The sequence below is a fragment of the Nitrospirota bacterium genome, from assembly GCA_040752355.1.
Taxonomy (GTDB): domain Bacteria; phylum Nitrospirota; class Thermodesulfovibrionia; order Thermodesulfovibrionales; family Dissulfurispiraceae; genus JBFMCP01.
Genome location: JBFMHE010000006.1, coordinates 37,570 through 61,276 on the forward strand (window position 1 = coordinate 37,570; position 23,707 = coordinate 61,276).

The window sequence follows — 23,707 nt, forward strand, 5'->3', positions numbered from 1 at the left end:
ATGCCATGAAGAGCGCGCCGCTGCTCAGGATACTGCTCATCGAGGACAACCCCGCCGATGCGGACCTCATCCGTGAGATGACGGAGAGCTGCAGACCCCGTTGCCTGCTTACGATCGCGGAGGAGCTTTCTTCCGGGCTGGAGCTGCTGGAGAAAAAGCCGTTCGATGTCGTGCTCCTGGACTTGGGCCTGCCCGACAGCAGCGGCCTCGATACGCTCCGGAGCTTTCAGGAGAAGGCATCGGAGCTCCCCGTTATCGTCTTGACCGGGCTCGCCGATGAGGAGCTCGCCGCACAGGCAATAAGCATGGGAGCGCAGGACTACCTGGTCAAAGGACAGCTCGACAGCGAGACGTTCCTGCGCTCCAGCCGCTATGCCCAGGAACGCAAGCGGGCGGAACTGGCGCAATATGAAAGCGGGAGGCGATTTCGCCAGCTTGCTGATGTGATGCCCCAGCTCGTCTGGACCGCCGACCCCGACGGCACGGTGGACTACTACAACAAGCGCGTAACGGAGTTCGAAGGGTTCGAGCAGGGGCCCGACGGCTCCTGGCACTGGGCGCCGGTGCTGCACCCCGACGACCGCGAGCTCACGGTCAAGGCATGGCAGCACGCCGTGAAGACGGGCGAACGCTACGATGTCGAGCACCGTGTCAAGAGGCGCGACGGCGCCTATCACTGGTATCTCTCGCGGGGCGAGCCCGTCCGGGACAGCGCCGGCAGGATCGTCAAGTGGTATGGAACGGCGACCGATATCAACGACCTCAAACAGACGCAGGAGGCGTTGCGCGAGAGCGAGGAGCGCTACCGCATGCTCTTTACGAACATGACGGAAGGGTTTGCGCTCGGTCACGTCGAATATGCCGGTGACGGTTCTCCGAAAGACTTCCGTTTCATCGAGATCAACACCGCCTTTGAGCGGATAACCGGGCTGACGCGGGGAATACTGGGAAGGCCTATAAGCAGCGTGCTTCCGGACCTGGAGAAGTCCTGGATAGAAACCTATGGCCGCGTTGCCCGGACCGGAGAGTCGGTCAGATTTGAAAATTACAACAAAGATACGAACAGACATTATGATGTGTACGCGTACAGTCCCGGGAAAGACCGCTTCGCGATCATATTCACCGACATCACCGAACGAAAGAGGACGGAAGAAGCGCTGCGTGCCGCCCAGGAGACCAGCGATCGACGGCTCGCCCAGCTGAATGCGGTTGTCACCCATATGACCGAAGGACTCGTCGTATTCGATCCTGAGGGCAACCTGCTCGATATGAACCCTGCGGCTTTGCAGATTCATGGCTTCAAGAGTGTGGAAACACTGCGTCGGCATCTGGATGACCTCACAGAAATCTTCGAGCTCTTTGACCTTGAGGGCCGCCCTCTGCCGGTTGAGCAGTGGCCCATCGGTCGGGTGCTGAAAGGGGAGGTCATTGAATCCTACGAGGTCCGCGTGCGGCGCCGGGATACAGGCGTAACGTGGATCGCCTCCTATGGCGGCGCACCGGTTAAAGATCCGAGCGGGAGACTGGTCCTTTCGATTGTGACCTTGCGCGATATCACCGAAAGGAAAAGGCTGGAAGAGGAGATCAGGCACATGGCGCACCACGATGCCCTGACCGGTCTGCCCAACCGGAGGCTTTTCATGGACATCGTCGCTCTCGAACTTGCAGAAGCACGCCGCCGTCATAAGAAACTGTCGGTCCTCTTCCTCGACCTCGACCGCTTCAAGGAGGTCAATGATACGCTGGGACATGAGACCGGCGACGAGCTCCTGGTGGAGGTCGCCCGGCGGCTCAAGGCGAGCATCAGGGAGTCCGATACCGTTGCCCGTATCGGCGGAGACGAATTCAACATTATCCTCACCGATGTCCCCCGTGCGGAATACGCCGCTACCGTAGCGCAAAAGATCTTGCACTCGTTCAAAGAGCCCTACTTCATCGCCGGCCACGCGCTCCATATCACCACCAGCATCGGCATCAGCATCTGCCCCGACGACAGTGAAGATGCAGATACCCTCTTCAGGTATGCCGATATCGCCATGTACCATGCCAAGGAGCTGGGCAAAGACAACTACCAGTTCTATAACGCTGAAATCAATAGCCGGTCGGTCGAGAAAATCCGCTTCGAAAGCTACCTGCGCCGGACGATCGAGCGTGGAGAGCTCTCGGTCTACTATCAGCCGCAGGTCGATATCAGGACCGGCCGTATCGTCTGTGCGGAGGCGCTGGTCCGCTGGCGGCACCCGGAACTGGGAGTGCTGCCTTCAAGACGGTTTATCCCTGCTGCAGAGGAGACGGGGTTTGTAACGGCCATCGATGAGTGGGTGCTCCGCACCGCCTGTGCGCAGCTCAAAGTATGGCATGAGGCAGGGTATCCTCCCGTGTGCGTTACCGTGAACCTCTCTGCCAGGGAATTCCGGAATCCCCAGCTCGCCGCCACCATCGGGCGCATACTCGGCGAGACCGGCCTGTCCCCGGATTGTCTTGATATAGAGATCACCGAGAGCATGGCGATGCGCGATATCGACCATACGGCCAGACAGCTCAACGAGCTGACCGCCATAGGGGTACACATCTCGATCGACGACTTCGGCACCGGCTATTCGTCCCTGAGCTATCTGAAGCGGCTGCCCATACAGAGGCTCAAGATCGACCGGTCGTTTGTGAAGGATGTCACGACCGACCCGGACAACAGGGCCATTATCCAGGCGGTCACTGCCATGGCGCACACCATGCAGATGACGGTGGTTGCCGAAGGGGTGGAGACCGAAGAGCAGCTCAGGTTCCTGCACGAATCCCGGTGCGACGAAGCACAGGGATATCTCTTCAACAAGCCCCTGCCTCCGGAGCGCTTCACCGAGGTGATGACCGCGGGGAGTTAGTCGGCTGGAGACTCCGCCCCCTGTACGCGCCCGCCGCTCCTGCCCTGCACTGTTCTGCCCCCGGCCGGCAGGGGCGAAAACCTTCCAGATCCTGAGCTATAATAATGAGAAGAAACCCCCTCCCCGAACGCTGAAGAGCGGCGGAGAGGAGGAGCGCGGCGCGGCGGAGTTGCAGCAGGTCGTCATGAGGAGGCGATCCATCCATACGAGACAGCCGTGCTGCAGGGACCCGGCCGGTGATACCATGATCAGCGCAGACCGCATCGTCCATACCGTGAAAGAGAACCGCCTGCTCCTCCTGGGACTTGCGGTTGCTGCGGGGTACTGGACTGTCGAGGCCGCCATAGACTCCTTCGTGTTCGGTCTCGGCAGCGTTTACGAGCGCCTCATTCCTCACGACGCCAACGAGACCTGGATGAGGCTCATCGTCCTCCTGCTCATCATTATTTTCAGCAGTTACGCCCAGGTGCTTATCACCAGGAGCAGGCGGCTCGAGGCCGAACGGAAGGACATGCTCTCCATGCTCGCCCACGATATGAAGAACCCCCTTATAACGGCTGCGGGGTTCGTAGCGCGCCTCCTTTCGGGCAAGGAGGGGCCGCTTACCGGCAAGCAGGTCTCCCGCCTCGAGATCGTCGACGAAGAGCTCGGCCTGCTGAAGGGAATGATCGCGGATTTCCTCGAATTTTCTAGGCTCGAAACCAGGGAGCACCAACCGGTCCGGGAAGCGATGAACCTGAAAATGGAGCTCTACAAGACCGTGGAGATGGCGAGGACAGAGGCGGAGAAGAAGGGAGTGAGCCTGCTCCTCGATATTCCCGAGGACATCCCGGACACGATCACCGCCGATGCCATGCTGATCACCAGGGCGACCACCAACCTGCTGGACAACGCGATCAAGTACTCGCCCCGGGGCGGGACGGTAGAGATCCGACTCGCCGAGAAGGGCCCGCATATTCTCATCAAGGTAATCGACACCGGCATAGGCATCCCGGAGGCCCATCTCCCCCATGTCTTCGATCTCTTCTACCGGGTGAACAGGGACGCAAAAGGCTCGGGCCTCGGTCTCTCGATCGTCAAGAAGATAGCAGAGGCGCACGGCGGGAGCATAGAGGTCGAGAGCGCTTCCGGGAAAGGGAGCACTTTTACCCTCGTCCTCCCCAAGAAATGAACGGGTCGTGACCGATAGGCATGCGCAGGGGCCTTTGCTATAATTTTGATAGGATGAAAATCCTGCGACCGCAGACCGGGGCAGCGTTACTGCACCACCGCACGATCGCACGAGGAGGTGCTCATGAACACTATCGGGCGCGGCATAGAGCTCTTCAATAACGGCGACTATTTCGAGGCCCACGAGGAGTGGGAAGAGGAGTGGCTGAACAGCGCCGACCCGGAGCGCAAGCGCTTCATTCAGGGCATGATCATGATCGCAGCAGCGCTCCATCACTACAAACGGAAAGAGCTCAGGGGCACGGAGCGGCTCCTCGAGCGGGGGCTGGGGCTCCTGAAGGGGTCTGAAACGGCAGCGGTCGATCTCGATAAGCAGGGGCTCATTCATGACGCAGAGCGGTTCGCCCGCGCGCTCGCTGCACGGGGAGAAGGGATTCCCGGGAGCGAATTCCCGCGCATAAGGAGCGTGGCAGCAGCGGAGCGCATGTGATAGAATGAGACGGTGCGGGAAAGAGGAGCCATGGACAAGGAGAAACAGATACGCGAGATACTGCGGCGGTTGAAGAAGATCTATCCTGTCATCCGTACCGCCCTGCACTTCAAGGCGCCCTTCGAGCTCCTCGTCGCCACGATACTGTCCGCACAGAATACCGATGCGGGAGTAAACAAGGTGACCGAGAACCTCTTCAAGAAGTACCGGACCGTCAAAGATTATGCCGAAGTCCCTCTCGAAGAGCTCCGGAACGATATCAGGACGATCAACTTCTACCGGGGAAAAGCGGCGAGCATCAAAAAGACAGCTCAAATCATACTCGATCAGTTCGGCGGAAAAGTCCCGAAGTCGATGGCTGAGCTCGTCGCGCTGCCGGGCATTGCGCGGAAGACCGCCAACGTCATCCTCTCGGGCGCTTACGGCATCAACGAGGGGATCGCCGTCGATACCCACGTCAAGCGTCTCGCCAACCGCCTCGGCCTCACGGAGCACGACGACCCGGTCAAGATAGAGAGGGACCTCATGGCGGTCACGCCCCGGGAAGAGTGGGCGAACCTCTCGCACCTCCTCATCTTCCACGGCAGGAACATCTGCGTCGCCAAAAAGCCGAAACACCACGAATGCGTGCTCTACGACCTCTGCCCGTCGAGGGATATATGAGAGCGGGGGCTTTACTCAGGGGCAATAACCGTTGCGTAGACCTGCTTCATTTTTGAGCAGACGTCTTTTATCGACGGTTCCGTACAGGGAATGTGCTGCGAGGGGTCGTGTTCCGGATGGATATGCCAAAACCTGTAATTATCACAACCATACACTCTTTCATTTTGGTTAATTAACGCGTAACTCTTTTTACCGGTGAGGACATTATAGTAGATTTCGAGGAATATCTTCTCTGAGAGGTCGGCTCTTACTTCGATAATTGTTCCTCTCTTCTCCGCTGCCGTTACAGGGGCCTCCGGAAAGAGCTCTTTTATCCGGCTGATAAGCTCGCTTTTGAACTCACGAATGTCCATGCACCAAGTGCTGGATATTCCTGATAACCTCCATCCAGCTCTTCTTCTCGACGATAAGATCCTCCCATTTCATGAGGTCTTTTTCGGTCTGGTAGGAGAACTCGTCAGGCACCTCAGCGGAGCCTATTTTCATCCTGAGCTCGTCGAGCGAGGAGCCGTACTTCGTCTCATATTCGAGAATCTCAAGCTCGCACTCTCTCAAATAATTCTTTATTCCTGAAACAAGCAATTCCACCGCCCTTTCATCGGGTGCAGAGCTGATTTTCTTCAGGATCTCTTTTGCAGAAGGCGACAGCGTTAATATCGGCATGGTGCGACCTCCACTAACGGTACTATAGCACAACGAAGAAAAGATTAGAAATCGCCACAGAGCTCGAAAAACTGCAGCCACGTCCTCCCGTTCTCACTTTCCCCCCAGCTCCTGCCAGCGGAAACAATCGACGGTGTGGTCGTTGACCATCCCCACCGCTTGCATGAAAGCATAGCAGATGGTCGTCCCGACGAACGAGAATCCCCGCTTCTTGAGGTCCTTGCTCATGGCGTCCGACACCGGCGTAGAGGAAGGGAGCTCTTCGATGCGCCTCCAGGCGTTCCGGACCGGTCTTCCGCCTGTAAAGCGCCAGAGGTAGGCATCGAACGTCCCGAACTCGTTCCTCACCTCGATGAAGGCGCGGGCGTTTCGAACAGCGGCCTCGATCTTCAGGCGGTTCCTGATGATCCCCTTATCGGCGAGGAGCGCCTGCACCTTCGCTCCGCCGAAGCGCGCGACCCGCTCGGGGTCGAAGCCGGCGAAGGCTTTCCTGAAATGATCGCGCTTCCTGAGCACCGTGAGCCAGCTCAGGCCCGCCTGCATCCCCTCGAGGACGAGGAACTCGAAGAGCCTGCGGTCGTCGTGCACCGGCACGCCCCATTCGGTGTCGTGGTACGCGACGAGGAGCGGATCGCTGAGAGCCCAATTACCCGTCCACAGGCAGCGGACCAGGGCATCTTTTTCCTTCATCCTCTCTTTCCGGACCGTTCCCATAAGAAGCGCACTTTACATTTTTTCCATTTGTGATAGTATGCATCCATAACGGCTCATCAATTATAACGGGGCAGGGAGACAAAGACAACAAGAGCGTCGATCGGGAGGGGAGGGATTCCGCTATGTCGAGCATCGTTATCAGGCAGCCCGAGAGCATTTATCAGATAGACGGAGAGATCGAGAACGGGACGTTTCACGGCCGCTGGCACTTCTCGTTCGGGGATTACGTCGATCCGGCACATACCCAGTTCGGCACCCTGCGGGTATTCAACGACGATACGCTTTCGCCGGGCGCGGTCTGGCCGCTCCATCCGCACCGCGAGATCGAGGTCGTCACCTACTGCGCCGGCGGCGAGTTCCGGCATGCGGATGAACACGGCAAGGGCGGCGTGCTCAAAAAGGGATGGGTGCAGCATACGACGGTCGGGAGGGGCATGTGGCATTCGGAGATCAATAACCGCAAGGACCAGCCGATGCGGTTCATCCAGATGTGGTTCATTCCCGCGGCCCACGCGCTCGAGCCTGCAGTAGAGCAGAAGAACGTGGAGCAAGAAGAGCGGACGAACCGGCTCCTGCCCCTGGTTTCGAACAGGCACCCCGAAGCACTCAGGATCGTCTCTGATGCCGGGGTCTACTCGAGCCGTCTGCTCAAAGGCAACAGCATACCGCACTCATTTCAGCCCGGACACGGAGGATATCTCTACGTGCTCGAAGGGGGGCCGGTGCGTATCAATGACCACCATATCCTGACGCTCGGCGCTGCAGCGGTGCGCTCGACACCGGAGATAACCATAGAGGCCGGGGCGGATGCAGAGCTGCTCCTCGTCGAGGTGAGGGTGCCATGATCGAGCGGCTCGTGCATAGCTCCTTTACCCGTCCGCCCGGTCCGCCTCGAGGTCGATGAAGAGCTCCACCTCTCTGCCGACCATCACGCCGCCGGCCTCCATCGCCTGGTTCCAGGTTATACCGTAATCTTCGCGGTTGATGGTGAGAGAGGCGCTGAAGCCCATGCTCACGCCCTCGCCGAAGGGGTCGTTCACCGGGCCGTAATACTCGGCGTCGAACGTCACCGGCCTGGTGATACCGTGGATCGTGAGATCGCCGCTGACCCTGCCTTGGCTGCCGCCGATCGGCTCGACGCTGGTGCTCTTGAACGTGATCAAGGGGAAATGCGCCGCATCGAAGAAGTCGGGGCTGAGGAGATGGTCATCCCGCTTCCTGATGCCGGTGGTGATGCTCGCTACCTCTATCTTCATATCTACGGACGACCGGGCGATATGCGCGGGGTCGAAATGAATGGTCCCCGCGATATTACTGAACTGCCCGCGCACGCTGGCGATCATCATATGCCGGATAGAAAAGGCGGCGACAGAGTGATCGGGGTCGATAATCCATTTGGCCATAGCTCCTCCTTCAGCGCCTCATCGAACAATGAGCGATATGCTTTACAGCCTACAAAGTTCTGAGGAGAAGCGCAACCGGGGGGCTGCGGCGGAAAGGAATGCGCACCCGCGATCAGGCGGTCGCCTGCTGCGGCTGCACGACGTTCTGGGGATACCCCTTGATGTACATCTGGATATTCTGGATCGTCGTCTCGAGGATGCGCTCGAGGGCCTCCTGGCTGTAAAAGGCGATGTGCGGGGTGAACACGACGTTCTCCCTCCGCAGGAGGATATGGTCCCTGACCACTTTCCCGAGCGTCTCGACGGTGCTCTGGTCGTAGAGGATCTGCTCCTCCTCCTTGATCAGCTCTTCCCCTTCGAGCACGTCGAGGCCCGCGCCGCAGAGTATCTCTTTATCGAGTGCTTCGAGCAGCGCCTCGTTATCGACCACGCCTCCCCGCGCCGTATTGATGAGGATAGCGCCCTTCTTTATCTGGTGGATCGACTCCTTGTTGATCAGGTGGTGGGTGCGCTTGTTGTAGGGGACATGCAGCGAGATGATGTCGGAATTGCCGAGCAGCTCGTAGAGCCCCCTATAGCGGAACCCGAGGACCTCGGCGAGGATCTTGTTCGGCCGGGCATCATAGGCGAGGACCTGCATATCGAAGCCCCGGGCGATCCTGATGACGTTCAGGCCTATGCCGCCGGCGCCGACGACGCCGAGGGTCTTTCCCTTGAGGTCGAACCCCTTCAGGCCCTCTATGTCGAAGTCGTAGCGCAGCGTCTTCATGTACGCCTTGTGGATATTGCGCGAGATGGCGAGGATGAGCCCGAAGGTGTGCTCTGCCACGGTATTCTCGCCGTAAAAGGGAACGGTCGAGACCGGTATCTTCCTCTTCGCGCACTCTTTTACATCGATATGGTCGAACCCCGTCGACCTCGTCGCGATGAGCTTCAGCTTGGGGAGCTTTTTGATGACCTGCGCGTTCACCTTCGAGTAGATAAAGACCGAGAGGCACTCGATATGCTTCACCCGGTCCGCATTCTCCTCGGTAAGGGGGTCGGCATAGAACTCGAGCGCATGCTCCTTCAGCTTCTTTTTGAGATATTTCTTTTCCCAATCCTTGATCTCGAAGAAGGCGATTTTCATAGGAACATCTCCGGGCACTGCAAGGGTTTCTACTGAAGAGGCGAGAGCACGGCGGAAGAAAGAGACATCTTTTTTAAAAGTATAGCAGAGAATCGAGACAGCGCAAGTCAAACCCCTGATATCTGCGGAATATCACCGTGGCAGCCGGAGGGGGAGCGAGGCGAGGCATTTGGAGCGGCATGGGCAGCCCGAGCGGAGCCATGACGGCGGAGCGGGCTGCCCCGCCTCGGAGGACGGCGTGGATGCCGTCCGAGAATGAGCGAAAATGCCTCGCCTCGCTCCCCCTCCGGCTGCACGCGCACGCACTTCAGAAGTGCAGGAAGCACTGCGGGTCCTCGCCGAGGAAATCGTCGCTGCCCCGCGCCTGCGCAGCGGCGTAGGCGATCGCCCTGCAGCCCCTGCAGACCGCCCACCTGCTGCACCTGCCGCACTTCCCCTTGTACTTCCTCCTGTTCCTCAGCTGCTCCAGCACCGGCGAGACGGCCCAGAGCTCGCGGAGCGAATCCTCGCGCACGTTGCCGATGGGGATGGGCAGCCTCCTGCAAGGGGTAACCGTGCCGTCGGGCAGAATGGTCAGTCCCGACAACGCTGCAGCACACCCTCCGCAGGCAACGCTGCCGCCCTCACCCGTCTCTGCATCGAACGCCATCTGGGAGAATAAGGGGTCGCCCGATACCAGGGCGAGGTTGTCGGTCCCGAGGGACCGGAGAGCGGTGTACAGCCTCTTCACCCTCCCGGTATCGAGCATATCCGAGAGCAGGCCGGCGCCCCTCCCCGACGGGACGAGCCGCGAGAAGCCGAGCCGGTGGACGCCCATGGCCGAGGCGAGCGAGACGAGCCTCATGAACGAATCGGCATTCACCTCCGAAAGGGTGGTGTTGAGCGTCACCTCGATGCCTTCACCGAGGAGGTAGTGGACCCCCCTCAGGGCCGCGGCAAAACTGCCCTTGCCCCGGATACGCTCATGAACTGCTTCAGGTCCTTCGATGCTCACCTGGACGCCCTTCACGCCGAGCGCTGCGAGCATCCGCGCCCGCTCCATATCGATCATGGTGCCGTTCGAAAGGAGAAAGAGCTCGAATCCCCTGTCAGCGATCGTCTCGAGAACCTGCGCCAGATCGGGGCGGAGGAAGGGCTCTCCGCCGGTGAGGGTGAAGCTCGGCGCAATGCCGATGCCGTACGCCTCGGCCCAGTCCCCGAACATCTCGGCGGCTTCGCTCACCACGTCCGTTATCTCGTGAAGGGACAGCTCATCCGAGCGCCCGCCGGTCTGGTAGCAATGCCTGCACGAGAGGTTGCACCGCTCGGTAAGGTGCCACTGGACTATGAAGTCGTGCTCGTTCCCCGTAGGCATAAGTAACCGTTCAAACTGTTCAAGGCCGTTCAAACCGTTTGAACCGTTCAAGCGGTTTGAACGGCCTTGAATCTCTTGAGCCCTGTATCCTGACGTGAAAGGCGGATACGCTGCCGCCTGTTTTCCCCGGCGCACACCGTACCCGCCCTCATGGTTCGTGTTGCCGGACCGGCAACTTTACGATTTTCAACCCTTTCACTTCTGGCATACCTTGCCAGGACTATCCTTCATCGCTGCCTTTACCCGGTTCCAGTGGTCCGCCTCTTTGGCAAGGGCGGCCTTGCTCAGCGTCTTCTTCATCCTGCTTCACCTCCTTTCCCGACGGGCCCGCGCAACGCCCGTCCTTGTGATTGCATCCTACTGCTTCATATCCGTGATGTCAATACGCATCCGGGAGACTCCGTACCGAAACACCGCGCAACAATCCCTGGTGCTCTCTGCGCCCTTACTTAACTTGTAGCAAAAAAGAGAGTGGACCGCAAGCGGCAGAGAGATGCTGCGGCCGAAGCGCTTGCACCAGTGGCACGGTTTCTTGACGCCCCAGGACATGCCTGATACACTTTGTATTAGGACGGCACTGCATACAAGAGCAGCCCTGGACGCACGATCCTCGCCGCACCTCCTTTCCTGCACCCGCGCCTTTTTCCGTTCAAGCAGTCGCCATCGCTACGGTATGCGGTCATGCAACGAAACGCCTTCCCGCTCTTCTTCAGGGGAGAGGGGAAGAGACTCGAGAGAACCATATCCAGAAGCACAGAGGAGGCAGACCATGAAAGCAGTCGTGTTTCGCGGAATCGGCGACATCAGGATGGAGGAGGCGCCGGACCCGAAGATCGAGGCCCCCACCGACGCCGTTGTACGGCTCACCACAACCGCGATCTGCGGGACGGACCTGCATATGGTGCGCGGCACCATGGCGGGCATGGAGCCCGGCACCATCCTCGGTCATGAGGGAGTCGGCATCGTCGAGCAGGTGGGCTCCGCGGTCCGTAATCTCAGGGAGGGCGACCGGGTGGTCATCCCCTCGACCATCGCGTGCGGATATTGCGCCTACTGCCGCGCCGGCTACTATGCGCAGTGCGACAACGCCAACCCCAACGGAAAACGGGCGGGAACCGCCTTTTTCGGCGGGCCAAAGATGTCCGGACCCTTTCACGGGCTCCAGGCCGAAAAGGCGCGTATCCCCTATGCGAACATCGGTCCGGTAAAACTGCCGGACGACGTGATCGACGATGCGGCGATCATGCTGTCCGATATCTTTCCGACCGGCTATTTCGGCGCCGAGCTCGCCGAGATAAAGGATGGAGACAATGTGGCGGTCTTCGGCTGCGGTCCCGTAGGGCAGTTCGCGATCCTGAGCGCCTTTCTCCATAACGCAGGCCGGGTCATCGCCATCGACCGGGTCCCCTCGCGCCTCGATGCGGCAAGGGCGAAGGGCGCCGAGATAATCAACTTCGAGGAGGAAGACCCCATTCAGGCCATTCTCGACCTGACCGGCGGCATCGGCGTCGACCGGGTCATCGATGCGGTGGGAGTAGAAGCGGTCCATCCGCACCACGGCCCGGCGGCGAAGGATGTCTGCACAACGCACAAAGAATTCAGGGAGGAGGTCAAGGAGGTCGCCCCGGAGATGCCGACGCCCGGGAAGCCCTGGCGGCCCGGCGACGCTCCGTCGCAGGTGCTGCGGTGGGCGGTGGACGCCGTCGATAAGGCGGGCACGATCTCGGTCATCGGCGTCTATCCCCCGACCGTCGACTTCTATCCCTTCGGCAAGGCGATGAACAAAAACCTCACTATAAAGATGGGGAACTGCAACCACCGGAGATACATCCCCTTCCTGCTCGAGCTGGTGCGGAGCGGCGCCGTCGATCCCGAGACCGTGCTCTCGAACGTCGAGAGCCTCTCATCCGCGATCGACGCCTACAAGGCATTTGACGAGCGGCAGCCGGGATGGATCAAAGTGGCGCTGGTGCCTGAGGCGGCATTGGCGTAATGAACTGCCCCGGGGAAGGGGCAGGGTATGGTATGCGACCGAGAATCGGGGTCCCCGAAGATCGTACGATCTTCGGGGTGACAGTTGAGTCGAGCGTACTATGCCCTGTCCCTTCCCCGTCCACGCACTGAGCTGACAATTCCTAGATGAGCGTTTTCAGCACCTCGGCCAGCCTCTTTATGCCGGTCACGATCGTCTCTTCATCCACGCTCGAGTAGTTCAGCCGCAGGGTATTCACGTCTTTCCTGTTCACGTAAAAGGGATCGCCCGGCACAAAGGCGACCTTGTGCTCGATAGCCCTCTTGAAGACCTCCATTGCCGAAAGCGCTTCCGGCAGGGCTCCCCAGAGAAACATCCCTCCCTCGGGCTTCGTGTAGGTCACCCCGGCAGGGAAATAATCCTGCATCGCCGAGACCATGGCATCCCGCTGCCTTCCATAGGCCTTGCTGATCAGCTCGATATGCGCATCGATGTCGTTGTCTTTCAGGTACCGGAGGATCGCCCGCTGCCCGAAGTAGTTGGTATGGAGGTCGGAAGCCTGTTTCGCGATGATCAGCTTCTCCATAACCTCATCTCCGGCCACGATCCAGCCTATGCGGAACGACGGCGCAACGATCTTCGAAAAGGAGCCGAGCAGCACGGTACTGCGCGGCATGAGCTCGTAGAACGACGGTCTCTCCGCTCCCCGGAAACGCAGCTCGCCGTAGGGGTCGTCCTCGACCAGCATGGTCTGCTTCCCCTCGAAGAGGCGGGCGACGCTCCTGCGATTCTCCTCGGAGTAGCTTATTCCCGAGGGGTTCTGGAAGTTCGGCACGCAGTAGAACAGCTTTATCCGGGAGCCGTTCAACGCCTGCTGCAGTGCGGCGAGGTCGATCCCGTTCTCGTCCACCGGGACCGGATGGAAGGTCGACTTGTAAATGGAGAAGGCCTGAATCGCGCCCAAATATCCCGGCTCTTCGATAGCAACGTCGTCCCCCTCATTGAGAAAGGTCTTCCCGAGCAGATCGAGCCCCTGCTGCGACCCGGTGGTGATCAGGATATGGTCCGGATGAATCGTGAGCCCTTTCTTCTCCTTGTACCTGTCGGCAATCCACTGCCGCAGCTCCCTGTCCCCCTCCGAGGAGCTGTACTGCAATACGTCCTTGCCGCATTCGTCGAAGAGCCTGTTGGTCGCGGCCTTCATCTCCTCCACGGGGAAGAGGTTCCTGTTCGGCAACCCTCCCGCAAAAGAGATGATCGACTCATCCACCGCCACCTTCAGGATCTCCCTGATGAATGACCGCGGGACATCCGACATCCTGTCTGAAAAAATGGTTCCCATGCGCTCCCTCTCTCCTGATCGCCTGATCGCCTGATCGCCTGATCGATGGTAGTAGTATAGCAGGTTCTCCCGGCATGCCTGTTGGCACGGGTATGGAGAGGCCCTCTCCCTCCATACAAACGCCGGGAGATCAAGCACCTTCACCTTGATAATTTCTTTTTTAACGTGTTAGCCTTTCAATAGTCCTCTGCAACCTGTTAAAGGAGCTATCCTGTTCGTGAAGAGACGCGTAATCTTCACCCTCATCGGCCTGGTCATGCTCGTCGCCGTTCTGGTCGCTGTCAAGGCCATGCAGATCGGTGCGATGATCGACCAGGGCAAGAAGTTCGTCCCGCCCGCAGAGGCGGTCACCTCCGCAGCGGTAACCGCCGATTCGTGGGAGGCCTCCCTCACCGCGGTCGGCACGCTCAATGCGGTGCAGGGGGTCACCGTGGCCGCCGAAGTGCCGGGCAAAGTGGTCCGGATATCCTTCGAGGCGGGCACGCCGGTGAGGAAGGGCGATATCCTGATCCGCCAGGACACCTCCTCCGAAGAAGCCCAGCTCCCCGGCGCCGTTGCACAGGCCGAGCTGGCCCGGGCAAACCTCGAAAGGGCGCAGCTGCTGCTGACCAAGGAGTATATCTCCCGCGCCGACTTCGATAGTGCCGTAGCGAATGCGGCGCAGGCAAAGGCGCAGGTCGAAAACCTCAGGGTCGCCATCGCTAAAAAGACGATCAGTGCCCCGTTCAGCGGGCAGCTCGGCATCCGTCTGGTCAACGTAGGGCAGATCCTCCGGGAAGGAGACCCTGTCGTCACCCTGCAGTCGCTCGACCCGATCTATGTCGACTTCACCCTTCCCCAGCAGCAGGTTCCGCAGCTCCGCCTCGGGCTCCCTGTGCGGGTGACGAGCGACGCCCTGCCCGGTGTGATGGTCGAAGGACGTATCACTGCAATGAACCCGAACGTCGATGCCGAAACCCGCACCATCAAGGCACAGGCAACGGTGGCCAACCGTGCCGGGCAGCTTCGCCCCGGCATGTTCGTTACGGTCTCGGTCGGACTGCCGGCCAGGCAGAAGGTGTTGACAATCCCTGCTACCGCGGTCCTCTATGCTCCATACGGCGACTCGGTCTTCGTGATCGAGGCACAGAAGGACGGAAAGGGAGGGAGCGTAGCGCGCCAGCAGTTCGTACGGCTGGGAGAGAAGCGCGGAGACTTCGTGGCGGTCACGAGCGGGCTCAAGGAGGGGGAGACGGTCGTAAGCACAGGGGTATTCAAGCTGCGCAACGGCCAGCCGGTTGCGGTCGACAACAAGCTCGCGCCCTCCTTTCAGCAGCAGCCCGCTCCGGAGAACAACTGACCGGTGCTGCCGAGATTATTCATAAAGTGATCCGTCCATGAAGATTACCGACCTCTTCATCCGCCGCCCGGTGCTCGCCCTCGTGGTCAACCTGCTCATCATCATCGCCGGCCTCCAGGCGATCCGCGCGCTCAATGTACGCCAGTACCCCCAGACCGAGAATGCGGCGGTGACCGTAACCACCGTCTATGTCGGCGCCAGCGCCGAGCTGGTGCGCGGCTTCGTCACCACGCCGCTCGAGCGGGCTATCGCTGCAGCGGACGGCATCGAGTACATGGAGTCGCAGAGCAGCCTCGGGCTCTCGACCATCAAAGTGCGCCTCAAGCTCAACTACGACGCGACCAAGGCGCTCGCCGAGATCAGCTCCAAAGTGGACCAGGTGCGCCGCGACCTCCCTCCCGAGGCCGAAGTCCCGGTGATCAACATCGAATCTGCCGACAGCCAGTTCGCCTCGGCGTATCTCAGTTTCTCCTCGGGCATGCTGCAGCAGAACGAGATCACCGAGTACCTGGTGCGCATCGTGCAGCCCCGCCTCTCCGCCATAGAAGGGGTGCAGCGGGCCGATATCCTCGGCGCCCGCACCTTCGCCATGCGCATCTGGCTCAAGCCCGAGCGGATGGCCGCCCTCAATATCAGCCCCGCGCAGGTGCGGAGCGCGCTGGCTGCGAACAACTTCCTCGCCGCCCTCGGCCAGAGCAAGGGCGCCTTCATTCAAGTCAACCTGACCGCCAATACCAACCTGACCACCATCGACGAGTTCAAGCGGCTCGCGGTGCGCGAGCAGAACGGCGCCATCGTGCGGCTCGGGGAGATCGCCGACATCGTGCTGGGAGCCGAGGACTATAATGCCGAGGTCCGCTTCTCGGGCCAGACAGCGGTCTTCATCGGGGTATGGCCGCTCCCCAATGCCAACTCCGTCGATGTCATCAAGCGGGTGCGGACCGAGATGGCGGCGATTCAACGCGACCTGCCGAGCGGCTTGCAGGCGCGCGTCGCCTATGACGCCACCGACTACATCACCAGCGCCATCCGCGAAGTTTTGAAGACCCTCGGCGACACGCTCTTGATCGTCGTCGTCGTCATCTTCCTCTTCCTCGGCTCGTTCCGCTCGGTCTTCATCCCGGTCGTGGCGATCCCGGTCTCGCTCATCGGCGCGGTCTTCCTCATGCAGGCCTTCGGCTTCACCGTGAACCTGCTCACGCTCCTGGCGATCGTGCTCTCGGTCGGCCTCGTGGTCGACGACGCCATCGTCGTCGTCGAGAATGTCGAGCGCCACCTGAGGAAGGGGAGGTCCGCTTTCGAGGCAGCCCTGCTCGGCGCGCGCGAGCTGGTGGGGCCGATCATCGCCATGACCATCACCCTGGCGGCGGTCTATCTGCCGATCGGCCTGCAGGGAGGGCTCACCGGCTCGCTCTTCCGCGAGTTCGCCTTTACCCTTGCCGGCGCGGTCACGATCTCGGGCGTCGTAGCCCTCACCCTGTCGCCGGTCATGTCTGCCAGACTGCTCAAGCCAGGCCTCGAGGAGCACGGCCTCGCCGGCCGCATCTCCCGCGATTTCGAGCGGCTGAGGAACGCCTACGGCCGCTTGCTCGACATGACCCTGAGGGCTCGGCCTGCCGTGTATATGGTCTGGGGCGTAGTAAGCCTGCTCACCGTACCGCTGTTCACCATGTCAGCCAGGGAGCTGGCGCCGACCGAGGACCAGGGGGTCATCTTCGGCATCATGGACGCTGCGGCCAACTCGACCCTCGACCAGAACAGCCGCTATGCCGCGGCGGTCAATCAGGCGTTCCTGAGCGTTCCCGAGACCGACTTCACCTTCCAGATCACCTTTCCCAATTCAGGCTTCGGCGGCATGGTGGTCAAGCCGTGGGACGAGCGGGAGCGGAACATCTTCCGTATCCTCCCGGACGTTCAACAGAAGCTCCAGAAGATACCCGGCATCCAGATATTCCCGGTCACGCCCCCGGCGCTCCCGGGAGGAGGGCAGTTCCCGGTCGAGTTCATTATCGCCTCTACGGCGGAGACCGGGCAGATCCTCGAGCTCGCCCGCCAGGTGCAGCTGAAGGCGATACAGAGCGGCATCTTCTATTTTCCTCCGCTGATCGATGTCAAGATCGACCAGCCCCAGTCGGAGTTCGTCATCGACCGCGACAAGGTGGCGGCCCTGGGGCTGAGCCTCGAGCAGGTCGGCGCCGACATGGGGATCATGGTGGGCGGCGATTTCGTCAACCGTTTCGACATCTCGGGCCGCAGCTACAAAGTCATCCCGCAGATCCAGCGGAGCGGCCGCCTCAACCCGGAACAGCTCCAGAATGTCCATGTCACCGGTCCCAACGGCAAGCTGATCCCCCTCGGCACGATCGCCACGCTGCGCGATTCGGTCGTGCCCCGTTCGCTCAACCGCTTCCAGCAGCTCAATGCGGTCAAGATCAGCGGCGTAGCGGTGCGGCCTCTCGACGAGGCCCTCCGCTTCCTCGAGGACGAAGCTGCGAAGGTCCTGCCGAAGGGGTATGTCCTCGACTACACCGGCGAGTCGCGCCAGCTGCGTACTGAAGGGAACAAGTTCCTTCCCGCCTTCGCCCTTGCCGTGATCCTGATATTCCTCGTGCTCGCTGCACAGTTCAACAGCTTCCGCGACCCCTTCGTTATACTGGCCGGCTCGGTGCCGCTCGCGATGTTCGGCGCGCTGCTCTTCACCTTCCTGAAGATGCCGGACCCCAATGTCCCCTTCTGGACCCACGGCTGGACCACCACGCTCAACATCTATTCGCAGGTGGGGCTCGTGACCCTGGTCGGGCTGGTATCCAAGAACGGCATCCTGATCGTCGAGTTCGCCAACCAGCTGCAGCTCCAGGGCCGGACCAAGCTGGAGGCGGTGCGCGAGGCTGCCCTGACCCGTCTGCGGCCGATCCTGATGACGAGCGCCGCTACCATCGCCGGCCACTTCCCGCTCACCCTCGTCACCGGGCCCGGCGCCGCTGCCCGCAACTCGATCGGTCTCGTGCTGGTGGGCGGCATGTTCGTCGGCACCCTCTTCACCCTCTTCGTCGTCCCCGCGATCTACATGCTCATAGCCCGCGATCATGCGAGGGACCGCGAGCGCGACGCCCTTGTCGCGCCGGACACCTCATCCCCTCTGTAACAGTCTCTTTCAGCAGGCAGAAAAACATTCGGAGGAGGGCCTGGATGCCCTCCGAGAATGAGCGAGTACCCCCTGCCCTGCCGGCTCCCCCACGCGCCTGCTGAAAAAGATCGTGGGTCTCCTGCACTCCACCGAGCAGCCCGGCAGCGCCGGGTTACTCAATATCCCTGAAGGGCGCTCCGAAGGTGAAGCGGCACCGGCGCATCGTCCAGTCGTAGCTGGCGACAGCAGCGCTTTCCCGCGTCCCTATCCCCTCTTTCAGCGGCATTGCAGCGGGAATCCTCAGAGCGTAGGCATACGGCGGCGTCTTTTCGGTCAGCAGCGCGGGGTTCAGCTCTTTGAGGACCTTGGCCGTCGTTTTATGCCGATGCGCCAGCGTGCGCAGCGCTGTCGCCCTGGAGACGATCACTTGTCGCGTCTCTTTTTTCACGGCCTTGCTGATGACGAACCCGAACCGTTCGGGCGCCTTCGCGATCGCTGTCGCAATGACGAACAAGGGCACATAGCGCTTTGTCTCGAGGGGCGTGCTGCTGCTCCGGTAGATATCGCCGTGCGTATCGATGATCCTGATGATCCTGTTCTGCCCCGCGTTATAGGCCGCGAGGGCGAGGCTCCAGGAGCCGAAGATGTCGTAGAGGTCGACCAGGTAGTCCGCTGCCGCCCTCGTCGATCTCTCGGGGTCCCTGCGCTCGTCGACATGCTCATCGATGCGCAGGCTATAGTCCCTGGCGGTCCCTTCGACGAACTGCCACAGACCCACCGCCTTCGCCGGGCTGACGGCGTACGGAGAGAACCCCGACTCTATCAGGGGGAGATAGGCGAGCTCCAGGGGCAGGCCTTTCTCCCTGAAGATCTCCCTTATCATCTCGATATGCTCCTGCGATTTCTGGAGCCATCCGCCGAAGCTCGTCCGGATTCTTTTCGTGAGCAGGTGGTAGGAATCGAACAAGAGATGGCCGACCTCGTACTGCTGCGTCTTTTCGATGATTTCGGCATACACCGCCTCGCCCTCGGCATCGCCCGTCACAAAAGAGGCGATGGCAGCGCTGATGTCCGCATCGGTGTTGCTGTGCGAGGGAACAGCCATGACGGCGAGCATGAGAAGAACGGAAAGGAACACCTTAACCGCGCTCATCGGCTTCATATGCATCTCCCCCCTGAATGTCTGGTATGCCCGGGTATAGAATTGATGCAGCATGCCGCTGCCCTTGCATCACGCCCTTATTTCAATGATAGTAGATTCCCTGTCTTTTGCAAGGTACTGTTGCCTAAAGCGTATTCAAATACGCGAGGAGGTCTTGGACCTGCTCATCTTTCAGGTGGGCGAAGGACGGCATGTCGCTGAAAGGGTCCCTGAGCTGTCTCACGACGTTCTCGGGCGTCGCGGGCCGCTTGCTCACCGGCAGCGTCGGGTTCTTCAGGATGCCCTTGTGCCCTGGCGCCATGTCGCCCCTGGCGCTCTTGGGGTCGTGGCACCCGATGCAGAGCTTATCGTACAGCGCCTTGCCCTGCTCGATGCTCTTTTTGTCCTTTTTCACGACGATCTTTGCATCAGCTCCCTTCTGCGCTCCAGCGCTCAAAGACACACCCGAGAACATCAGGAAGATGATCGCTGCAACACCGGTCAGCGTTTTCATAGTTCTCTCCTAAAGTGTATTCATATACGCGATCAGATCGCTTATCTGCGCATCAGATAGAGACGCGAAGGACGGCATCGCCTTCCAGGGCTCTTTCAGCTGTTTGATGATGTTTTCAGGAGTTGCGGGACGGCCGCTGGAGGGCAGTACAGGGCGTTTCAGAATTCCCTTGTGGCCTGGGCCTGCGATCGTCCTGGTGCTGCGGGGGTCGTGGCAGGAAGCGCATCTCTTCTTGTAAAGCCTTTTGCCGCGCTCGATGCTCTCCCTGTCGGCAGCAACCGCGAAAGAGGAAGAAGCGGCCCGCCCTCCATCCCGGCTCGTCACCACCGGCTCCTTTCGGGAGAAATCGGCGATGAGGAGATAGTACCCTCCCGAAGTGCCGAACACGAGGACCGTCAGGACGACCAGGGTCATCCCCATAGCGGCTGCGCGATTGTAGAAGAGCTTATAGAGCTCCACGAAGGAGATCTTCATGAGCAGGATGACCAGCACGGCGAGCGCGAAGACGCCGTGGAGGGACGCCCGCACCGAGGGTTCGGCCTTTGTGGCGGCGATGACATAGAGACAGAGCCCTGCAATGACGAGAAAGAGCAGGAGATAAGCCATCCCGTTGATGCGGTGTATCCTCTTCAGCCGCTCGACACTGTATCTTTTTTCGCTCCTGCCGAAGACCTCGAACATGGTGAAGACCGCAATCCCTGTCAGGGCAAGCAGCACGATCGACAGTATGGTCTTGAAGAGAAAAAGCGGCATCGTCCCTCCTCTCAGCAGCATCCTCTCCCCATTCTATTAGAAAAAGCGGCGGCGCGCAACCGCCGTCCTCGTAATCTGATCTTCGGCATTGTATAATCGTTAATGGTGGGAACATAATGCTCGAATTCATCGTCACCCTGCATCCGGTAACCCAGGCGCTGCTCGCCACCTGCTTCACCTGGCTGGTGACCGCCCTCGGCGCGTCCTTTGTCTTCCTGGCGAGAGAGGTAAACCGGCGGGTCCTGGACGGCATGCTCGGCTTTGCGAGCGGGGTCATGATCGCTGCCAGTTACTGGTCGCTGCTCGCCCCGGCGATCGAAATGTCGGCGGAGAGCGGCCTGCCGGTCTGGTTTCCGCCTGCGGTGGGGTTTCTTTCCGGCGCGGTTTTCCTGAGGATCGTCGATCGGGTATTGCCGCACCTCCACCTCTGGCTTCCGGTCAAGGAGGCTGAAGGGATCAAGACACGCTGGCGGCGGACGACCCTGCTCATCCTCGCCGTCACCCTGCACAACATCCCCGAGGGCCTCGCGGTGGGCGTCGCCTTCGGCGCGGTGGCGGCAGGACTGCCCCAGGCGACCACTGCAGGAGCGGTCGCGCTCGCCATCGGCATAGGGCTGCAGAACTTTCCGGAAGGGATGGCGGTCTCGATGCCGCTCAGACGGGAGGGCATGTCGCGATTGAAGAGCTTCTGGTACGGCCAGCTGTCGGGAATGGTAGAGCCCATAGCCGGGGTTGTCGGCGCAGCGGCGGTGCTCGTATCGAAGCCCCTCCTGCCCTACGCCCTCAGCTTCGCCGCCGGGGCGATGATCTTCGTCACGGTCGAGGAGCTGATCCCCGAGGCGCAGCGGGGAGGCAACACCGACCTCGCCACCATGGGCGCCATCCTCGGATTCACGGTGATGATGATCCTCGACGTCGGCCTTGCGTAGCGCGGTGTGCGCTTCACGGCGTGCAGCACGGCGCGTCAAAGACCGGGGGTGCGCCTTCGAAGCCGCATCCCCTGAAAAACGCTTACCGTTTCGTCTTTCCCCGGAGTTTTGCCTCCTCGCGCAGTGCTGCGGCCATCTCCCTGATCTCGGTCAGGTCGCGCTGCATCTCGCTCCAGCCGTACCAGAGCGCATAATCGGGATTCGAATGGAACGAGCCCTGGAAAGCCCGCATCCGGTGCTCGAGGAACATGACGAAGAGCGTCTGCTCTATGACCGTGGGCGCATCGTGGAACGTCAGCAGGTCGGGGAAGGCGAAGGCGTAGCCCTTCGGCTTCTTCAGGATGCCGTCTTTGTATAATCCCGCAACGATGCGGATCGCCTCGGCCATGAGATGGTCCGCCTCCCTGATCATCAGGTCTCCTTTCTGGAGCTCGCCCCGGGCGAAGTTGGCCGAGTGGCACTGGTTGCAGACCTTCAGCATCCGGTCCCGCTCCTGCTGCCATGCCTCTTGCGTCAGCCGCGCCAGATCCGCTGCCTTGACCGCTTCGAGCCGCTCGGTCGGCTTGCCGTCGGGGCCGAGCACGCCGAGCCCCTGCAGTATGGTGGCGCGGTCCGCTGCCCACTGCTTGTCCTCGGGCATAGGCAGCCTTACGGCAAGGAAGCCCCAGGCGGTCCTGACGCCATGCTCGCCTCCCGGCATGTGACATGTCTGGCATGTCGGCGCTGCGATAGTGTCGGGAAGCACGCCGTTCTGCATCAGCAGATAGCGCACCCCGTGCTTGGAGCCCGAATACATCTCCCACTGCGGATGATCGAACCCCATGTGACAGGTCTGGCAGGCCTGCGGCTGCCGCGCCTCCCTGACCGAGAAGGCATGCCGCGTATGGCAGGAGTCGCAGGCGACCCGCCCGAAGCGATACCCGCCTTTATCGAGCTCCTTGATATCCGCTTCGGACTTTATGCCGATCTTGTGGCATCCGCCGCATCCCTTCATTCCCTCGGTGAGCAGCATCGGCTGGTAATGGATCGTCGGCATCGCCTTCATCGCTGCCCAGGCGAGGGCATGCTTGCCGCTCTTGTACTGTTTCACCCGTTCGGCATGGCAGCCGCCGCAGGTCTCGGGCGTCGGTATCAGGGCCTGCTGGGCATCCTCCCTGGTGCGGTGTTTGTCGCCATGGCAGGCCGCGCAATCGATCCCGTTTTTGCTGTGCTTGCTCAGTTGCCAGTCCGAGATGATGTTGGGGGTGACCTGCTTGTGGCAATCGATGCAGACTTGCGCCGAAGCGAGCGGGACAGAAAGAAGGAGCGAGAAGATAATGACAAGTGTCCGGGAAATCGTGGCCGTTGCATTCATTGCTCTTCACCTCCTAATGCAGGTGTATGGTTGCTACCGTTTACGGGTGAGGAGATGCAGGAGGATCAGGAATTCCATAGGCCGGTCCTCGGCCGTTCTCCTCCTCTTCGCATATGCCTCCCCGCCGGGGGGCTCTCCTGCTATCTCAGAATGAATCCGGGTCTTTTCATCAAGAAGAGGGGCCGGCGGTTCGGGAAGACAGATGATCCCCTGCCGGTACGCCGCCGCCTTGATGACCAGGAGGTCGCGAATACCCCCCTCCTCTACGGGAGCGCGTCTCTCGTGAGCGAGGGCGCACCACTGCACGAGAGAGCCGGATTGAGGGGGGATAAAACCGAGAGCGCACAAAAAGAGAAAGAGGGGCAGGACTCTTTTCACGCCGGCCTCCTGCGCGCGACAACGGAACGGTTTATGAACGCTGAGGGAAACCTTTGTACCTTTACTTCAAAGGTAGCAGGAAACACAGCGCCTGTCAACGAGATAGTGCATACGGCGGCCGTTCAGGGGTTCTGTAAACTCTATCGACACCGCGTGTAAGCGCAGGCGACATTATTGCGGCTCCCGTTCCCTTCCGCCCTTTGGTTTATTGTGATTTTTACCCCGGCACCGATCTTGCAACCGGCTCATCCTAAGTAGAAGCTGTAACACCGGGAAACCAGAAAGCCAGAAAGGAGGAATGTTCATCTCAGCAAGAGAGGCATCACCGTACCTCTGCACAGGGTCGATTGACACCGCAGACAGCGGAAAACATCACGGCACAAAGGAGAACCA

The 23,707-nt window shown here is 60.6% G+C and carries 21 protein-coding genes; 9 read left to right on the forward strand and 12 right to left on the reverse strand.

What is annotated here, in order from left to right; translation table 11 throughout:
* Positions 1-5: 5 nt before the first annotated feature.
* The 4 genes from AB1805_05850 to nth all read left to right on the forward strand — a co-directional run bounded on the left by AB1805_05850 (position 6) and on the right by nth (position 5,202).
* Positions 6-2,879: an EAL domain-containing protein gene (locus tag AB1805_05850; GenBank protein ID MEW5744942.1), complete on the forward strand. Its 2,874-nt coding sequence runs from the start codon at positions 6-8 to the stop codon at positions 2,877-2,879.
* Positions 2,880-3,063: 184 nt separating this feature from the next.
* Positions 3,064-4,050, forward strand: a complete 987-nt coding sequence (locus AB1805_05855; GenBank protein ID MEW5744943.1) for a HAMP domain-containing sensor histidine kinase — start codon at positions 3,064-3,066, stop codon at positions 4,048-4,050.
* Positions 4,051-4,173: 123 nt separating this feature from the next.
* Entirely contained in the window at positions 4,174-4,539 is a 366-nt protein-coding gene (locus AB1805_05860; GenBank protein MEW5744944.1) for a DUF309 domain-containing protein, read from the forward strand.
* A 30-nt stretch (positions 4,540-4,569) separates the two neighbouring features.
* Positions 4,570-5,202, forward strand: a complete 633-nt coding sequence (gene nth, locus AB1805_05865; protein MEW5744945.1) for an endonuclease III — start codon at positions 4,570-4,572, stop codon at positions 5,200-5,202.
* An 11-nt stretch (positions 5,203-5,213) separates the two neighbouring features.
* On the opposite strand, the gene AB1805_05870 is transcribed toward nth, so the two are convergent.
* The 3 genes from AB1805_05870 to AB1805_05880 form a co-directional block, all read right to left on the reverse strand.
* Positions 5,214-5,555, reverse strand: coding sequence for a hypothetical protein (locus AB1805_05870; protein ID MEW5744946.1), 342 nt, complete (start codon positions 5,553-5,555; stop codon positions 5,214-5,216).
* A complete protein-coding gene (locus AB1805_05875) occupies positions 5,542-5,865 on the reverse strand; it encodes a hypothetical protein (protein MEW5744947.1) in 324 nt (107 codons plus the stop codon). Before AB1805_05875 ends, AB1805_05870 begins: the two co-directional genes overlap by 14 nt.
* Positions 5,866-5,958: 93 nt before the next feature.
* A complete protein-coding gene (locus tag AB1805_05880; GenBank protein ID MEW5744948.1) occupies positions 5,959-6,555 on the reverse strand; it encodes a DNA-3-methyladenine glycosylase I in 597 nt (198 codons plus the stop codon).
* 146 nt (positions 6,556-6,701) lie between these two features.
* Between AB1805_05880 and AB1805_05885 the strand changes: the two genes are divergently transcribed.
* Positions 6,702-7,424 (forward strand): pirin family protein, encoded by a 723-nt coding sequence (locus AB1805_05885; protein MEW5744949.1) that lies wholly within the window; start codon positions 6,702-6,704, stop codon positions 7,422-7,424.
* Positions 7,425-7,448: 24 nt separating this feature from the next.
* Here AB1805_05885 and AB1805_05890 read toward each other — a convergent pair whose 3' ends face one another.
* The 3 genes from AB1805_05890 to AB1805_05900 all read right to left on the reverse strand — a co-directional run bounded on the left by AB1805_05890 (position 7,449) and on the right by AB1805_05900 (position 10,465).
* Positions 7,449-7,982: a YceI family protein gene (locus tag AB1805_05890; GenBank protein MEW5744950.1), complete on the reverse strand. Its 534-nt coding sequence runs from the start codon at positions 7,980-7,982 to the stop codon at positions 7,449-7,451.
* A 112-nt stretch (positions 7,983-8,094) separates the two neighbouring features.
* Positions 8,095-9,111, reverse strand: a complete 1,017-nt coding sequence (locus AB1805_05895) for an NAD(P)-dependent oxidoreductase (GenBank protein ID MEW5744951.1) — start codon at positions 9,109-9,111, stop codon at positions 8,095-8,097.
* Positions 9,112-9,418: 307 nt separating this feature from the next.
* Complete coding sequence (locus tag AB1805_05900; GenBank protein ID MEW5744952.1) at positions 9,419-10,465, reverse strand: radical SAM protein; 1,047 nt, start codon at positions 10,463-10,465, stop codon at positions 9,419-9,421.
* A 769-nt stretch (positions 10,466-11,234) separates the two neighbouring features.
* Between AB1805_05900 and AB1805_05905 the strand changes: the two genes are divergently transcribed.
* Positions 11,235-12,458 carry a zinc-dependent alcohol dehydrogenase gene (locus tag AB1805_05905; protein MEW5744953.1) on the forward strand — a complete coding sequence of 408 codons (1,224 nt, stop codon included), beginning with the start codon at positions 11,235-11,237 and terminating at the stop codon, positions 12,456-12,458.
* A 142-nt stretch (positions 12,459-12,600) separates the two neighbouring features.
* Here the strand turns inward: AB1805_05905 and AB1805_05910 are convergent, their stop codons facing one another.
* The gene (locus AB1805_05910; GenBank protein MEW5744954.1) at positions 12,601-13,779 is read right to left on the reverse strand and encodes a PLP-dependent aminotransferase family protein; all 1,179 of its coding nucleotides are present in this window, start codon (positions 13,777-13,779) and stop codon (positions 12,601-12,603) included.
* A 217-nt stretch (positions 13,780-13,996) separates the two neighbouring features.
* On the opposite strand from AB1805_05910, the gene AB1805_05915 reads away from it, so the two are divergent.
* Positions 13,997-15,118 carry an efflux RND transporter periplasmic adaptor subunit gene (locus AB1805_05915; GenBank protein MEW5744955.1) on the forward strand — a complete coding sequence of 374 codons (1,122 nt, stop codon included), beginning with the start codon at positions 13,997-13,999 and terminating at the stop codon, positions 15,116-15,118.
* Between the two features lie 37 nt (positions 15,119-15,155).
* Positions 15,156-18,263: an efflux RND transporter permease subunit gene (locus AB1805_05920; GenBank protein ID MEW5744956.1), complete on the forward strand. Its 3,108-nt coding sequence runs from the start codon at positions 15,156-15,158 to the stop codon at positions 18,261-18,263.
* A gap of 154 nt (positions 18,264-18,417) precedes the next feature.
* Here AB1805_05920 and AB1805_05925 read toward each other — a convergent pair whose 3' ends face one another.
* The 3 genes from AB1805_05925 to AB1805_05935 form a co-directional block, all read right to left on the reverse strand.
* Positions 18,418-19,407: a lytic transglycosylase domain-containing protein gene (locus AB1805_05925; protein MEW5744957.1), complete on the reverse strand. Its 990-nt coding sequence runs from the start codon at positions 19,405-19,407 to the stop codon at positions 18,418-18,420.
* A 124-nt stretch (positions 19,408-19,531) separates the two neighbouring features.
* Positions 19,532-19,900 (reverse strand): cytochrome c, encoded by a 369-nt coding sequence (locus AB1805_05930; protein MEW5744958.1) that lies wholly within the window; start codon positions 19,898-19,900, stop codon positions 19,532-19,534.
* A 9-nt stretch (positions 19,901-19,909) separates the two neighbouring features.
* A complete protein-coding gene (locus AB1805_05935) occupies positions 19,910-20,653 on the reverse strand; it encodes a cytochrome c (protein ID MEW5744959.1) in 744 nt (247 codons plus the stop codon).
* A 116-nt stretch (positions 20,654-20,769) separates the two neighbouring features.
* Here AB1805_05935 and AB1805_05940 point away from each other — a divergent pair, with 116 nt between their 5' ends.
* Positions 20,770-21,582 carry a ZIP family metal transporter gene (locus AB1805_05940; GenBank protein MEW5744960.1) on the forward strand — a complete coding sequence of 271 codons (813 nt, stop codon included), beginning with the start codon at positions 20,770-20,772 and terminating at the stop codon, positions 21,580-21,582.
* Between the two features lie 82 nt (positions 21,583-21,664).
* Here AB1805_05940 and AB1805_05945 read toward each other — a convergent pair whose 3' ends face one another.
* Both AB1805_05945 and AB1805_05950 read right to left on the reverse strand, forming a co-directional pair.
* On the reverse strand, positions 21,665-22,936 hold the full coding sequence (locus AB1805_05945) for a multiheme c-type cytochrome (protein ID MEW5744961.1): 1,272 nt from the start codon (positions 22,934-22,936) through the stop codon (positions 21,665-21,667).
* 33 nt (positions 22,937-22,969) lie between these two features.
* Positions 22,970-23,314: a hypothetical protein gene (locus AB1805_05950; GenBank protein MEW5744962.1), complete on the reverse strand. Its 345-nt coding sequence runs from the start codon at positions 23,312-23,314 to the stop codon at positions 22,970-22,972.
* Positions 23,315-23,707 lie beyond the last annotated feature (393 nt).

Bases quoted from the DNA above. Each gene is read 5' to 3' on its own strand.
- AB1805_05900 (MEW5744952.1), bottom strand. From the start codon at position 10,465: ATGCCTACGGGGAACGAGCACGACTTCATAGTCCAGTGGCACCTTACC.
- AB1805_05930 (MEW5744958.1), bottom strand. From the start codon at position 19,900: ATGAAAACGCTGACCGGTGTTGCAGCGATCATCTTCCTGATGTTCTCG.
- AB1805_05885 (MEW5744949.1), top strand. From the start codon at position 6,702: ATGTCGAGCATCGTTATCAGGCAGCCCGAGAGCATTTATCAGATAGAC.
- AB1805_05895 (MEW5744951.1), bottom strand. From the start codon at position 9,111: ATGAAAATCGCCTTCTTCGAGATCAAGGATTGGGAAAAGAAATATCTC.
- AB1805_05860 (MEW5744944.1), top strand. From the start codon at position 4,174: ATGAACACTATCGGGCGCGGCATAGAGCTCTTCAATAACGGCGACTAT.
- AB1805_05890 (MEW5744950.1), bottom strand. From the start codon at position 7,982: ATGGCCAAATGGATTATCGACCCCGATCACTCTGTCGCCGCCTTTTCT.
- AB1805_05870 (MEW5744946.1), bottom strand. From the start codon at position 5,555: ATGGACATTCGTGAGTTCAAAAGCGAGCTTATCAGCCGGATAAAAGAG.
- AB1805_05925 (MEW5744957.1), bottom strand. From the start codon at position 19,407: ATGAAGCCGATGAGCGCGGTTAAGGTGTTCCTTTCCGTTCTTCTCATG.
- AB1805_05855 (MEW5744943.1), top strand. From the start codon at position 3,064: ATGAGGAGGCGATCCATCCATACGAGACAGCCGTGCTGCAGGGACCCG.
- AB1805_05850 (MEW5744942.1), top strand. From the start codon at position 6: ATGAAGAGCGCGCCGCTGCTCAGGATACTGCTCATCGAGGACAACCCC.
- AB1805_05875 (MEW5744947.1), bottom strand. From the start codon at position 5,865: ATGCCGATATTAACGCTGTCGCCTTCTGCAAAAGAGATCCTGAAGAAA.
- AB1805_05920 (MEW5744956.1), top strand. From the start codon at position 15,156: ATGAAGATTACCGACCTCTTCATCCGCCGCCCGGTGCTCGCCCTCGTG.
- AB1805_05940 (MEW5744960.1), top strand. From the start codon at position 20,770: ATGCTCGAATTCATCGTCACCCTGCATCCGGTAACCCAGGCGCTGCTC.
- AB1805_05905 (MEW5744953.1), top strand. From the start codon at position 11,235: ATGAAAGCAGTCGTGTTTCGCGGAATCGGCGACATCAGGATGGAGGAG.
- AB1805_05880 (MEW5744948.1), bottom strand. From the start codon at position 6,555: ATGAAGGAAAAAGATGCCCTGGTCCGCTGCCTGTGGACGGGTAATTGG.
- AB1805_05945 (MEW5744961.1), bottom strand. From the start codon at position 22,936: ATGAATGCAACGGCCACGATTTCCCGGACACTTGTCATTATCTTCTCG.
- nth (MEW5744945.1), top strand. From the start codon at position 4,570: ATGGACAAGGAGAAACAGATACGCGAGATACTGCGGCGGTTGAAGAAG.
- AB1805_05935 (MEW5744959.1), bottom strand. From the start codon at position 20,653: ATGCCGCTTTTTCTCTTCAAGACCATACTGTCGATCGTGCTGCTTGCC.
- AB1805_05910 (MEW5744954.1), bottom strand. From the start codon at position 13,779: ATGGGAACCATTTTTTCAGACAGGATGTCGGATGTCCCGCGGTCATTC.